Genomic DNA, 12,188 nt, shown 5'->3' with positions numbered 1-12,188 from the left:
ACCCTATCCTACAAGCCCCTCCATGATTGGCCAATCAGTCGCGCAACAAGCCTGGCCAGCGTCCTTCATCAACCTCGTAGGGGCCATGTACACTTGTACCTGAATAGGTCACGTATTCATTGTTGGTAAGGAAGAAATAGATCCTTGTGGGGTCTGGCACATCATTTTGTACCACTGCGATAATTCGATCTTTATAGCGCGATAATCCGGGCCAGTTACGGTGGTTGATAGTGTCGCGTCTGACTCTGCCGTTCGTCACGTTCAGTACGAGACAATGGCCATCATTCAGGATGAATCGGAAAAGTTCGCTTTAAGGGTTGGACCCCCACCAGAAACCTCCGATGATGCGATCGAAATAAGGTAGCAGGCGATACCACATTGATTCTTCAACGCGTTGGAAACCCATGTTCTTGTCGGTGTCCTGGTTGTACCAGTTCACTGTCGGAATTCCATCCTGATAAGAAAACAACCAGAGGATGTCACGATCGTCGAAGAACAGGTCTTGCCTGGGGATTCCGGTCGTAGTAAAGCCGAAACGCAAGGTCGTCATATCAGTGAGGGTATCCCAGCCTCCGGCAACCGGTCTCGGATAACCTGAGGGAACTTCATTGTCGCCGATATTGAATCGAGAGTAAGTGTTGGTGTCTCTGAAAAAAAAATAGATCCGGTCTTTTCCGGAACGCCAATCCACGGCGACAAAATTTTTTAATGCGGGCATATCTTGATCCTTTAATTTAAATAGGGTGAATGTGTTGCTTTGAGTTGCTCTGCGCTAGCTCTTTCATGAAGTGATTAAGTTGCGCATAATTTCGAGTCAATGGTTGTTATCGATTTATTTGCGTGCCGGGGAGCCAGTTAATAGAGATGATTCGTTATAGTTTGGATATGTTATACAAATCAATTTTGTGGCTGTTTAAGTTGTCTGTTTTAAATTAATTGATTGGGCTGTTTATATATAGGCGAAAAGTGTTTCTTTATTAGTGAGAGAGGATTGAACGCCCGGTGACTGTGGCTTTTCGCGCCAGGTTTTATGCAGCGGTTTTTATCCCGCCTTCCCGGGAACCTCGGTGACGGCCATAATTGCCGCTTAATCCTCGCCTGCTTCACTCGCCTTTTTATTCACGGAGCACCCATGCACGTACTGGTTTGCGAAGACGACGAGCTGATCGCCAGCGGCATCGTTGCCGGTCTCACGGCTCAGGGGCTGACCGTCGAACACGTCAACACCGCGTCCAAGGCGCGGGCGATGCTCAAGGTTGCCGAGTTTGATGTCATGGTGCTTGATCTCGGCCTGCCCGACGAAGATGGTCTCAAACTGTTGCAGCAGCTGCGCCAGCACGGTCTGGAAATTCCGGTGCTGATTCTGACCGCGCGCGATTCGGTCACCGACCGGGTCGATGGCTTGCAGGCCGGCGCGGATGATTACCTGCTTAAACCGTTCGATCTGCGCGAGCTGTTCGCGCGTCTGCAAACCTTGTTGCGGCGAGTGGCCGGGCGCAGTGTCAACCTGATCGAACACGGCGCGCTGACCTACGATCCGAGCAGCCGCGAAACCACCTTGGCCGGACAACCGGTGGATTTGTCGCGACGTGAGCAATCACTGTTGCAGGCCTTGTTGCACAATCGCGGCCGGGTGCTGTCGACCGAGCAGTTGAAGGACAGCGTCTACGGTTTCAACGATGAGCTGGAAAGCAACGCGTTGAATGTGCATATCCATCACCTGCGCAGCAAACTCGGCAAAGGCATCGTCGAAACCGTACGCGGTCTGGGCTATCGCTTGGGCCCGGCCGATGGTGGAGATCAAGGCAAGTGATGAGCCTGCGACTGCGCCTGAGCCTGACCCTCGGCGCTGCGTTCGCGCTGATCTGGGCGCTGGCGGCAGCATGGATGCTCAGCGATCTGCGCAACCAGATGATGTTCTCCCTCGACCAGCGTCTGGTGGCGTCGGCGCGCATGGTCGCCGGGCTGCTGGAGCAACTGCCGGCGCTGCCGAGCAAGGGCGAGGGCACCCATTTCAGTGCCGAGCAACTGAACATTCCCGGCGGCATGGCGTGTCAGGTCAGTTCGCTGCGCGGGGAAATTCTTGCTCGCAGTCACAACCATCCCGAACAAGCGCTGGAGGCCGAAAAAATGGGCTTCCACGACCAGATGATCGATGGTGCGCCATGGCGCAGCTTCACCCTGGCTCGCGGCGATGTGCGGATCACCACGGCGGATCGGCAAATCGAGCGCGAAGCCCTGAACATGTCGATCCTGCTGGCGGCTTCGGTGCCTGTCGGTGTGGCGCTGCTCGGCTGTCTGTGCCTGCTGTGGCTGGGCATCGGCCAGGGGCTGGCACCGCTCAACCGCCTGCGCGAAGCCTTGATGCGGCGCAATGCCGACTCGCTTGAGCCGTTGCAATTGCAGTCGTTTCCCAGCGAATTGAAGCCGTTGCTCGACACCCAGAATCAACTGTTCCAGCGCATCGGCAAGACCCTTGAACGTGAACGTCGATTGACCGGTGATGCCGCCCACGAATTGCGCAGCCCGCTGACAGCGATCAAGACGCACCTGCAAGTGGCGCGGATGACCGACGGCAGTGCCCGCGATCAGTCGCTGGCGCGGGCCGAGGAAGGCGCCGACCGGCTGCATCGCACGCTTGAACAATTGCTGTTGCTGGCGCGGGTGGAGGGCAGCCTGTCGTTCGACGATGGCTCGCAATGCAGCGCCGAGCAAGTGGCCAGGCTGGCGATTGCCGATGCCACGGGCGGTGAGCGTCTGCGGATCAAGTTGCACCTGCCGCCCGAGCTTTCCACAGCGCCTTTGCACATGCCTGCGGTGCTGTCGATTGCTGCGTTGCGCAATCTGCTTGATAACGCTTTGCGCCATACCCCTGAGGACTGTGCGGTGGAGTTACGTCTGGAAACCATTGGCAACCGCGTACGTTTCGTCGTGCGTGACCATGGCCCGGGCATTGCGCAGGATGATCTGCAGCATCTGACTCAGCGCTTCTGGCGCAACGGCCAGAGCACCGGCTGCGGCCTCGGCCTAGCGATTGTCCAGGCGATCGTCCAGCGTTGCGACTGTGCCCTGCATTTCGACAGCCGCCCGGATGGCTTGCGCGTCGAGCTGACCATGCCGTTGCAAGCCGTCTGAATTCACCACTTTCCCTTGTAGGAGTGAGCCTGCTCGCGATAGCAATCGTTCAGTCCCATGAGTGTGGAATGAACCGACGCTATCGCGAGCAGGCTCACTCCTAGAGGATTGGCGCACATCAAATGTAACTTCTCTCCATTGGTTATTCGCTGGCGGTGACGCTAAGGTCAGCGCAGCTTTGACTCAATGGATTGAGGGGACAGCGCCATGGAAGCACCCATCTGTATTCGTCCGGCCGTTCTGGCCGACGTCGGAATCATCAGCCGTATCATCGAACGCTCGATCCGCTTCGGTTGCGCGCTCGATCATCGCAATGACCCCAACTTGTCAGCGACTGGATCGGTCAGCAGTCCGCCGATTTCATCAGTGCCCGGCTGGCCGATTCGCGCTTCTACCTGAGTATCGCCTTGCTGGCGGACAAACCGGTCGGTGTCGGCATGGCTCAGGCCAGTGGTGACATTGTGCTCTGCCACGTTCAACCGGAATTCTTTCGCCGGGGCGCAGGGCGAGCGCTGATGAGCGATCTGCAAGGCTGGCTGCGAGGGCGCGGTGTGTTCCATGCGCACCTGAACAGCACGCGCACCGGGGAAGCGTTTTATCGCCATCTCGGCTACCGCGAATCTGCCCCACGCCTCGTCCATAAAGGCTTGCAGATCCTGCCCATGTCCACGCCACTGGCAATGTCCGGATGATCAGTCGCTCAAGGGGCTAAATCCTCGCCTCGCTTAAGCGTTTCCAGAACAGGAAAACCTGCAAGTGCGCCCCGCAACCGGAATGCGCACCTGTCCGGTGTGCTGTTTTGGTCACAATCCATAGCGAATTGAGGGGTCGAGAGATGTCAGTCGCCACCAGCCTTATCGAAGAGTCATCGGCCCGGGTCAGCTCGGCGCCAGCAGAAACGTTGTACCAGTTCAACGAATCGCCATTGCTGGCCCGTCAGGCCCGGCAGGAATCCAATGCCCGCAGCTATCCGCGCCGCATCCCGCTGGCACTCAAACGCGCCAAGGGTCTATATGTCGAAGACGTTGAGGGCCGGACCTTCATCGACTGCCTGGCCGGGGCTGGCACGCTGGCATTGGGGCATAACCACCCGGTGGTGATCGAGGCGATCCAGCAGGTGCTGGCCGATGAACTGCCGCTGCACACGCTGGACCTGACCACGCCGGTCAAGGATCAGTTTGTCCAGGATCTGTTCGGCCTGCTGCCGCCGGCACTGGCGGCGCAGGCGAAAATCCAGTTCTGTGGTCCGACCGGCACCGATGCCGTCGAAGCCGCGCTGAAACTGGTGCGCACCGCCACCGGGCGCAGTACCGTGCTGTCGTTCTCCGGCGGTTATCACGGCATGAGCCAGGGGGCGTTGAGCCTGATGGGCAGCCTGGGACCGAAAAAACCGCTGGGCGCCTTGCTCAGCAGCGGCGTGCAGTTCATGCCGTTCCCGTATGACTACCGTTGCCCGTTCGGACTCGGTGGCGAGGCGGGTGTGAAAGCTAACCTGAGCTATCTGGACAACCTGCTCAACGATCCCGAAGCCGGCGTGCAATTGCCGGCGGCGGTGATCGTCGAGGCGGTGCAGGGCGAGGGCGGTGTGATTCCAGCCGACATCGAATGGCTGCGCGGCTTGCGCCGCATCACCGAGAAAGCTGGCGTAGCCTTGATCGTCGATGAGATCCAGAGTGGGTTTGCCCGCACCGGCAAAATGTTCGCCTTTGAGCACGCCGGTATTACGCCGGACGTGGTGGTGCTGTCCAAAGCCATTGGCGGCAGTCTGCCGCTGGCGGTGGTGGTTTATCGCGACTGGCTCGACACCTGGCAACCGGGTGCCCACGCCGGCACGTTCCGTGGCAACCAGATGGCGATGGCCGCCGGTTCCGCCGTGATGCGTTATCTGGTGGAGCACAAGGTTTGCGAGCACGCCGCTGCCATGGGCGAGCGCCTGAGCGAACACCTGTACATCCTGCAGCGCGATTTCCCGCAACTCGGTGATATTCGAGGCCGTGGTTTGATGCTCGGCGTTGAGCTGGTCGATCCAACGGGCACGCCGGATACGCTCGGCCATCCCCCCGCGTTTGCGCGTCTGGCGCCACTGGTGCAGCGCGAATGTCTCAAGCGCGGTCTGATTCTGGAGCTGGGCGGTCGTCATGGTGCTGTGGTGCGATTCCTGCCACCGCTGGTGATCACCGCAGCGGAAATCGACCGCGTCGCCGAGATTTTCGGCCGTGCGTTGGCTGCCGCCACCGCCGCTGTGTAAATTTTTCGCCGCGCCGAACGTTCTTTCTACATACCCGGCTGCATCCGATGTGCAGCCCACCCTTACAACGATGGAGAACCAGCATGACGTCAGTTTTCGACCGCGAGGACATCCTCTTTCAGGTCGTGGTCAACCACGAAGAGCAGTACTCGATCTGGCCGGACTACAAAGCCGTGCCTGAAGGTTGGCGCACCGTGGGCAAAAGCGGCCTGAAGAAGGAGTGCCTGGCCTATATCGAAGAAGTCTGGACCGACATGCGCCCACTGAGCCTGCGCCAGAAAATGGAAGCACAGGCTGCCGCTCAATAAGCTGCCGGCCAAAAAGAAACCCGCTGGACTGGTGACAGTCAGCGGGTTTTTTCATGGCTGGAACTTGTGGTGCCTTTTAGCCCCCCATCGCTGGCAAGCCTGCTCCCACAGTGATTTGCGGTGTGTACACCATTTGTGGAACACAACACCCTTGTGGGAGCTGGCTTGCCAGCAATGAACGATGACTCGGTACAACTGAAGTTATGCGCCGCTCAAACCCTTGAGCAGCAGATCCACATTCCCCTCAAGCTCAGTCACCGGATCCGCCGCATCGGTACTCAGCACCAGCAGACGACTACCCGACTCGGCAATCGCCGCTTTCACCGCGTCCGAAGGCTGCCGGTGATGCAACACCACCGCCACATCATTGTCCTTGAGCGTCGCCGTCAATTGCTTCAGATCCTCCGGCGTCCACTCGCTATCAGGACGTGGATCCTGTCCGATCAGCTCCAGGTTCAGGCTGCCGATCAGATAACCGAAGTGATCGCTCAGACTCATCACACTCAGATTATCGGCACTGGCCAGACGCGCCTCACTGTCGGCACTGAGTTTGAGCAGGCGCTGTTTCAACGCCGCCAGATTCGCTTCGATCTTCGGTTTGGCAGCCGGTGCCAGACGCACCAGATCCGCCGCCATCACGTCGGCCATGCGTCCCATATTGTTGCTCGCCAGCCACGGCTGACTGTTCAAGCCATCGACCTTCGAGCCCGGTTGCACGGCGATGCCGGGCAGGGCGCCATCAACCGGGCGTGCGGCATCGACCTCGACGATACGGATGTTGCTGCGCCGGGCGATCGGATACAGCGGATCATCGGCCCACAGCGAACGCACGCCGATCACCGCGTCAGCACCAGTCGCCAGTTGGCTCAGCGCCGGGGCGCCGCGACCGGTGAAATAGGCGGTCTGACGGCTGCCCGGCAAATTTGCCGGTGCGGCGCGTTCGAGGCTGATGTCAGTACCCTTGAGCAGCACTTCGCCCAAGCCGTAGGTGATCGGTAGCGAGGCCAGCACCCGCAAGGGCTTGCTGCTTTGAGCGGCCATCAGCGGTGTGCAGACCACGCCACACAGGGCCATGGCCAGGGTCAGGTTGCGCAATGAAAAAGTCATTTATCCAAGATTCCCTTTCAGACTCGGGACAACCCCGCGCGCGATGGCGGCGAGGGCGAAAGCAATGCCGGCGACCAGAATGATCGCGGCGCCGGACGGGATCGGCAGATCGAATACGATGGGGGCGAGAATTCCGCACAGCGTGCTGACGGTGGCGATCAGCACCGAACACCAGAAAAAGCCCTTGAGCGACTGACTGAGCAAGCGCGCCGCCGCTGCCGGAATCACCAGCAACGCGCCGACCAGAATCGCGCCGATGACTTTTACCGCCGCCACAGTGATCAGCGTGACCAGAATCACGAACAGGTAATCCAGGGTCTTCACCGCCACGCCGCGCACGGCGGCCAACTGAGGGTTGAAGCTGGCCAGCATGATGCGGTTGTACAGCGGCAGCGCCAGAGCCATGACCAGTGAACCGACGATGGCCAACACCGCCAGATCATTGCCATTGACGGTCAGGACTGAACCGAACAGCACGTTTTCCAGAATGTGCACGTTGATCTTGCCCGCCAGAATCAGTAGCAGACTCGCGCCCAGCGCCAGCGATACCGACAGGAACACGCCGATCAGAGTGTCCGGCGCCAGGCCGGTGCGGTTGCGCAGGTAATTGAGCAGAATGCCGAACAGCAGGCAGTAGCCGAACAGGCTGCCATACGGCCCGGTGTAGGGTTCGCCGAGCAGAATGCCGATGGCCACCCCGGTCAAGGCGGCGTGGCCGACCGCTTCGGAGAAAAACGCAAAGCGTTTCACCACCACCAGCGTACCGAGCCCGCCCAGTACCGGGCCGATCAACAGACCGGCAAGCAGCGCGTTGACCACAAAACCATAGGCCAGCGCTTCCGGCAGGTAACCGGAGGACGCCCAGCCCTGAACCATCAAGCGAAAGGCTTCGTAACTCATCAGACAGCGCTCCGTGGATGGGTTGAAAACAGGCTCAGCAGACGTTCCGGGGTCAGCGCCTGTTGTGGCGTGGCATCGAACAGCACGCGACGGTTGAGGCCGGTGACGCGATTGGCCAGACGCCCGACTGCTTCCAGATCATGCTCGATCCACAGCACGGTAATGCCCGCCGCGCGCCAGTCGCCGAGCAGGCGTTCGAACACCTGGATCCCGGCCTCATCGAGGGCCGACATCGGCTCATCCAGCACCAGCAGTTGCGGCGCCGGGATCAGGCCTTGCGCGAGCAATACCCGCTGACGTTCACCACCGGACAACGCGCCCATGCGCCGTTTGCGTTTGTCCTGCATGCCAACCCGTTCCAGCGCCTCGCCGATGGCGCCGGCGTAGTGCTTGCTCAAGCCGAGAAACGCCGGGCGGCGCTGGCACATCGCAGCCATGAAATCGTCGACGGTCATCGGCAAGCCGCGATCAAACTCCAGCGCCTGCGGCACGTAGCCGATGGTGCCGGGCTCGCCGGGCCATTGCAGGCTGAGCTGGCCTTGGTGCGGCATCTGTCCGAGCAGGGTCTTGATCAGCGAACTCTTGCCGCCACCGTTGGGCCCGACCAGTGCATGGACGCTGCCGGGCTGAACCTGAAAGGTGACGTTGTCGAGAATCGTGGTGCGGCCCAGCGTCAGGCAAACCCCCGCAAAATCCAGCGTCGGCCCGAAACCCTGTAGGAGTGAGCCTGCTCGCGATAGCGGTGCGTCATTCGATAAAGATGTTGGCTGATCGGGCGCCTTCGCGAGCAGGCTCGCTCCCACAGGGGATTTGGAGGTGTCAGAAAGGGTTTCTTTTACAGTCATGCCCCCGACTCCTGAATCGCCCGCACCACGGTGTCGAGGTTGCCGGTCATTTCCTTTTCGTACTTGTCGGCGGTGTATTCGCCGTAGGAAATGTGCGACAGCGGGTACAGCTTCACACCCGACTCACGCTGAATGGTTTCGACGTACGTGGACGGGAAATCCATTTCCGAGAAAATCACCTTAACGTCCAGTTCGCGCAGTTGGTCGATGGTTTTCTTCAACTGGCTGGGGCTCGGTTCGATCCCGTGTGCAGGTTCGACCACGGCTGTCACTTCCAGGCCGAATTCGCGCAGCAGATAGTCGTAAGCCGCGTGGACGGTGGCGACACGCAGTTCGGCGTTCGGCGCCTGGGTCAGTTTGGCCAACGCATCGGCACGCATCTGCCGCAGGCGTTTGCCGTAGGCGCGAGCGTTCTGGGTGTAGGTCTTGGCATTGTCCGGATCAAGTTTGCCCAACTCCCGGGCGATGTTGTTGACCTGCGCGATGGAGGCGCTGATCGACAGGAAGGTGTGCGGGTTGACCACTTTGCCGGCACCCCGTGCGGCGACTCCTGTGGCGGCCAGCAGCGGCACGTTTTCGTTGGCCTCGATGGTTTTGATCCTCGGTGTTTCGCTGGCGGCGATCATGCGGTCGGCGAAGTCATCATGGCCCACGCCATTAAGCACGATCACGTCGAGGCCGCTGATGCGCTTGATGTCTTCGGCGCGCGGCTCGTAGGCGTGCGGGTTGAAACCGGCCGGGATCAACGGGACGACTTCGGCCTTGTCGCCGACGATGTTCGCCACATAGCTGTAATAAGGATGCAGGGTAATGCCGATGCGCAGGCGCTTGGCCTCATCGGCGCTGGCCAACGGGCTCAGCAGACAGGCGCAAAGGCCAAACAGAAACAGACGCAATAAAGGACGACGAGGCGATGAACTGGACATGGGCAAACGGTCTTCTCTCGGTTGAGGGCGAGGAATCAATGGCGATGTTCGCGGGTAACCCCGGCATCGTATTGCGTGACGATCTGTTTCCAGCCAGCGGCAGACAGCGCAGCGTCGGTCAGATCCTGCGGCGTCGTGAGAGCGGCGTCACGGTTGAGCCAGATATCCGGCGCAGCCTTGTCGTCGCTGTCGATGCGCATCAGAAACGAACCGGCAACGGCAGGCGTCTGGCTGTGGCCGAAGTAGGCGGTGTCTGCCTGCATTTGCCAGGCATGACCGCCACGGCTGACGGAACTCGCGTCCTGCGCAAACGGCGCAAAGCCTTCATCCGCGAGGTTTTGTGGCGTCGGCAGGGTTTTCTGCTCTTCACGCAGCAAGCGAATTTCGTCCAGGGTCACGCGCAGGTCGGCATAAATGCCTTGCTCGGCGGCACTCAGGTCGCGGCGAGCATCGAGTTGATCGCTCGCGACCGGTTCCGGGTCATGGGACACCCCGCGCCACGCCACCACGGAACCGGCCAGCGCGAGGATCAGCAGGCACAGCAGCAGAACGTTGAGGGTTTCATGACCGGCACCGGCCGGGCGCACGATTTGTGTGGTGGGCGTGGTCATGGGGCTTCGATATCCGCTTGGTCGATTTCGACGACGTGGCCGGGGCCGGCGTCGAACAGCACGTAGAACTCGGCGCCGGGTTTCTTGAAGGTCAGCGTCGAATCACTACCGAGCTTGCCCGGCACCAGAATGGTTTCGTCGTAGCCGATCACGTCAAGGGTCACCCCCGGCGCGCCGCTGCCGTCGGAAAAACCACCGGTGCATTTGATCTGCTCGGCGTCGATGGCTTTGCATTCGCACATCGGGTTATGCGCCAGGGCGCTGGTACTGAAACCGGCGCACAGGACCAGCAGCGCGGCGCCCAGCCGCAGGCGGGAAGGATGTTTGGCAGGGCTCATGGTTTGGCTCCTTGTTTATTCAGCCAGGCGACAGTGGCGGGGGAGGCCTGGCTCAGGGGAATCGAGGCCTGATGCATGCTGCCGTCCCAGCCTTCCATGGTGATCCACAGTTCGGCGTCGGTTTTGGTCTTTTCCGGGATCGGCATTTGTGTGCCCATGCGGTAGGGCGTGCCAAAGAAGATGGTTCCGGCTGCGCGCAGGCTGCGCGGCTTGCCGATGCGCAGGTAGGTGGCTTTGACCTGTTCGACACAGGTATCGCACAGGGCTGCGCTGAAGTCTTTCATGTAGCCGGCCGGGCCCGTGAGGATGGGGGCCTGGTCACGCAGTTCGGCCAGGCGCAGACTCCATGGCCCGACCTGGATATTGCCGATTTCATGTTGTCCCAGGCCGCTATCGCCGCGAAACAACGAAGCGTCGGCGAAGTATTTGGGCATGAAGCCCAGCGGGATCAACAGCAACAGGATGTTGATATGAAACCGCCATTTGCGCCAGAAACGCGCCAGTGGCGAGGGCGCCGCAGTCGTTTTGGATTTGCTCATTGGGTGGCCTCCGAAGGTTCACGGTTCATGACCGCTTGTGCCTTGGTGCGGTTTTTCTTGTCTTCGCGTTTGAGCGCGTTCGCGGTAGCGAGGGCAGTGCGTTTGGTCCAGATCAGCAAGCCGCTGAGCACCATCATGCTCAGCAGCAGGCCGAAGAAAAACCAGATCAGCTTGATCCAGATACCGCCGAAGTCACCGGTGTGCAGCGGGCGCATGGATTCCGTGACGAACTCCAGCGAGGAGCGATCGGAGAGCAAACGTGAAGCGGCCATATCACCGTTGTACGGATTGAGTGTCGCGGTCTGGAACATCAACGGATACCAGCCGCGACCACCGACACTCATGTGGCTGTAAGCGTTACCCGGCAGGCTGACGAAACTGGCTTCCAGTCCCGGAATCTCCTGCTGAGCGATTTCGACGGCGCGATCCAGGCTGATGCGCGGGGGCGGCGTGCCGGCTGCGGAAATCGGCACGCTTTCACGGGACATGGCCGGAATGATCGGTTCACTCGAGATTGAAATCTGGTTGTCGAACAGGAACGCCCGAATCAGGAACCAGATGCCGGTGATGGAGATCACCGCAATGAACCAGATTGACCAGATACCGGACAGTCGATGGAAGTCACCCCAGAAAATCCGTGCGCCGTGGCGCACTCGCAGGGTCGGGCGCAGAAAGCCTTTCCAGAAGCGTTTGTAGACCACCAGGCCGGTAATCAATGACACCAGCATCGGCACGCCGAGAAACGACACCAGGTACCAGCCCCAGCTGTAGCCGTTGGTGAACGGCACCAGCCACCAGCCGTGCAGGGCGCGGGTGAACGCCTTGAAGTCGAAGGTGGGCGCGGTGCCCTGGATGACGCCGGTGTACGGGTTGACGTAGACCGTCAGCGAGCGCCCGTCGGGGTAGCTGACTTCGACATCGAGGGCAAAGTGCGACTCGTCCGGACGACTGATGCTTTCGACGATTGTCTGTGGCTCGGCTTTTTTGATCGCCGCCAGCACCTGATCGTAACTGAGCAGCGGGGCGTCATCCGACGGCTGGCTGGCGCGCATTTGCGGGTTCGCCAGCCAGACGATTTCCTGGCTGACCACCGCCAGTGTCCCGGTCACGCAGACGATCAGGACAAAAAACCAGATCGGCAACGCCAGCCAGCTATGCACCAGGAACCATAGTTTTGAACGGGATTTCTTCGACATGATTGCGCGTCTTGTTTTCGGTGGAAGGGAGCGGG

The 12,188-nt window shown here is 60.3% G+C and carries 13 protein-coding genes and 1 pseudogene; 5 read left to right on the top strand and 9 right to left on the bottom strand.

What is annotated here, in order from left to right; all coding sequences use genetic code 11:
* Positions 1-310: 310 nt before the first annotated feature.
* Positions 311-718 (bottom strand): hypothetical protein, encoded by a 408-nt coding sequence (locus KI231_RS30080; RefSeq protein ID WP_249412065.1) that lies wholly within the window; start codon positions 716-718, stop codon positions 311-313.
* A gap of 414 nt (positions 719-1,132) precedes the next feature.
* On the opposite strand from KI231_RS30080, the gene KI231_RS20380 reads away from it, so the two are divergent.
* From KI231_RS20380 to KI231_RS20360, 5 genes and pseudogenes are all read left to right on the top strand, one after another.
* A complete protein-coding gene (locus KI231_RS20380) occupies positions 1,133-1,813 on the top strand; it encodes a response regulator (RefSeq protein ID WP_103304798.1) in 681 nt (226 codons plus the stop codon).
* Positions 1,813-3,135, top strand: coding sequence for an ATP-binding protein (locus tag KI231_RS20375; RefSeq protein ID WP_103304799.1), 1,323 nt, complete (start codon positions 1,813-1,815; stop codon positions 3,133-3,135). Before KI231_RS20380 ends, KI231_RS20375 begins: the two co-directional genes overlap by 1 nt.
* A gap of 207 nt (positions 3,136-3,342) precedes the next feature.
* A pseudogene (locus KI231_RS20370) lies at positions 3,343-3,827 on the top strand (GNAT family N-acetyltransferase).
* A 143-nt stretch (positions 3,828-3,970) separates the two neighbouring features.
* A complete protein-coding gene (locus KI231_RS20365) occupies positions 3,971-5,383 on the top strand; it encodes an aspartate aminotransferase family protein (RefSeq protein WP_213026173.1) in 1,413 nt (470 codons plus the stop codon).
* An 83-nt stretch (positions 5,384-5,466) separates the two neighbouring features.
* Positions 5,467-5,691, top strand: a complete 225-nt coding sequence (locus KI231_RS20360; RefSeq protein WP_007917715.1) for an MbtH family protein — start codon at positions 5,467-5,469, stop codon at positions 5,689-5,691.
* A 201-nt stretch (positions 5,692-5,892) separates the two neighbouring features.
* Here the strand turns inward: KI231_RS20360 and KI231_RS20355 are convergent, their stop codons facing one another.
* Genes KI231_RS20355 through KI231_RS20320 form a run of 8 tightly spaced genes read right to left on the bottom strand, consistent with a single transcriptional unit; the run spans position 5,893 to position 12,153 of the window.
* The gene (locus KI231_RS20355; RefSeq protein WP_213026172.1) at positions 5,893-6,798 is read right to left on the bottom strand and encodes a metal ABC transporter substrate-binding protein; all 906 of its coding nucleotides are present in this window, start codon (positions 6,796-6,798) and stop codon (positions 5,893-5,895) included.
* The gene (locus KI231_RS20350) at positions 6,799-7,698 is read right to left on the bottom strand and encodes a metal ABC transporter permease (RefSeq protein ID WP_007917717.1); all 900 of its coding nucleotides are present in this window, start codon (positions 7,696-7,698) and stop codon (positions 6,799-6,801) included. It abuts the gene before it with no gap.
* Positions 7,698-8,543 (bottom strand): metal ABC transporter ATP-binding protein, encoded by an 846-nt coding sequence (locus KI231_RS20345; protein ID WP_249412064.1) that lies wholly within the window; start codon positions 8,541-8,543, stop codon positions 7,698-7,700. Before KI231_RS20345 ends, KI231_RS20350 begins: the two co-directional genes overlap by 1 nt.
* Positions 8,540-9,469 (bottom strand): metal ABC transporter substrate-binding protein, encoded by a 930-nt coding sequence (locus tag KI231_RS20340; protein WP_213026171.1) that lies wholly within the window; start codon positions 9,467-9,469, stop codon positions 8,540-8,542. The genes KI231_RS20345 and KI231_RS20340 overlap by 4 nt, the downstream gene beginning before the upstream one ends.
* Positions 9,470-9,504: 35 nt before the next feature.
* Complete coding sequence (locus tag KI231_RS20335) at positions 9,505-10,080, bottom strand: DUF6162 family protein (protein ID WP_213026170.1); 576 nt, start codon at positions 10,078-10,080, stop codon at positions 9,505-9,507.
* Positions 10,077-10,418 (bottom strand): hypothetical protein, encoded by a 342-nt coding sequence (locus KI231_RS20330; protein ID WP_213026169.1) that lies wholly within the window; start codon positions 10,416-10,418, stop codon positions 10,077-10,079. Before KI231_RS20330 ends, KI231_RS20335 begins: the two co-directional genes overlap by 4 nt.
* Complete coding sequence (locus tag KI231_RS20325; protein WP_103304807.1) at positions 10,415-10,957, bottom strand: PA2404 family protein; 543 nt, start codon at positions 10,955-10,957, stop codon at positions 10,415-10,417. The genes KI231_RS20330 and KI231_RS20325 overlap by 4 nt, the downstream gene beginning before the upstream one ends.
* On the bottom strand, positions 10,954-12,153 hold the full coding sequence (locus tag KI231_RS20320; protein WP_213026168.1) for a PepSY-associated TM helix domain-containing protein: 1,200 nt from the start codon (positions 12,151-12,153) through the stop codon (positions 10,954-10,956). The genes KI231_RS20325 and KI231_RS20320 overlap by 4 nt, the downstream gene beginning before the upstream one ends.
* Between the last annotated feature and the right edge of the window lie 35 nt (positions 12,154-12,188).

Origin of the sequence: Pseudomonas sp. Seg1, assembly GCF_018326005.1 — a bacterium.
Lineage (GTDB): Bacteria > Pseudomonadota > Gammaproteobacteria > Pseudomonadales > Pseudomonadaceae > Aquipseudomonas.
Note: the sequence above shows the minus strand (reverse complement) of the source record. Positions and strands in the feature narration are given on the sequence as shown.

Bases quoted from the DNA above. Each gene is read 5' to 3' on its own strand.
- KI231_RS30080 (WP_249412065.1), bottom strand. From the start codon at position 718: ATGCCCGCATTAAAAAATTTTGTCGCCGTGGATTGGCGTTCCGGAAAA.
- KI231_RS20380 (WP_103304798.1), top strand. From the start codon at position 1,133: ATGCACGTACTGGTTTGCGAAGACGACGAGCTGATCGCCAGCGGCATC.
- KI231_RS20375 (WP_103304799.1), top strand. From the start codon at position 1,813: ATGAGCCTGCGACTGCGCCTGAGCCTGACCCTCGGCGCTGCGTTCGCG.
- KI231_RS20365 (WP_213026173.1), top strand. From the start codon at position 3,971: ATGTCAGTCGCCACCAGCCTTATCGAAGAGTCATCGGCCCGGGTCAGC.
- KI231_RS20360 (WP_007917715.1), top strand. From the start codon at position 5,467: ATGACGTCAGTTTTCGACCGCGAGGACATCCTCTTTCAGGTCGTGGTC.
- KI231_RS20355 (WP_213026172.1), bottom strand. From the start codon at position 6,798: ATGACTTTTTCATTGCGCAACCTGACCCTGGCCATGGCCCTGTGTGGC.
- KI231_RS20350 (WP_007917717.1), bottom strand. From the start codon at position 7,698: ATGAGTTACGAAGCCTTTCGCTTGATGGTTCAGGGCTGGGCGTCCTCC.
- KI231_RS20345 (WP_249412064.1), bottom strand. From the start codon at position 8,543: ATGACTGTAAAAGAAACCCTTTCTGACACCTCCAAATCCCCTGTGGGA.
- KI231_RS20340 (WP_213026171.1), bottom strand. From the start codon at position 9,469: ATGTCCAGTTCATCGCCTCGTCGTCCTTTATTGCGTCTGTTTCTGTTT.
- KI231_RS20335 (WP_213026170.1), bottom strand. From the start codon at position 10,080: ATGACCACGCCCACCACACAAATCGTGCGCCCGGCCGGTGCCGGTCAT.
- KI231_RS20330 (WP_213026169.1), bottom strand. From the start codon at position 10,418: ATGAGCCCTGCCAAACATCCTTCCCGCCTGCGGCTGGGCGCCGCGCTG.
- KI231_RS20325 (WP_103304807.1), bottom strand. From the start codon at position 10,957: ATGAGCAAATCCAAAACGACTGCGGCGCCCTCGCCACTGGCGCGTTTC.
- KI231_RS20320 (WP_213026168.1), bottom strand. From the start codon at position 12,153: ATGTCGAAGAAATCCCGTTCAAAACTATGGTTCCTGGTGCATAGCTGG.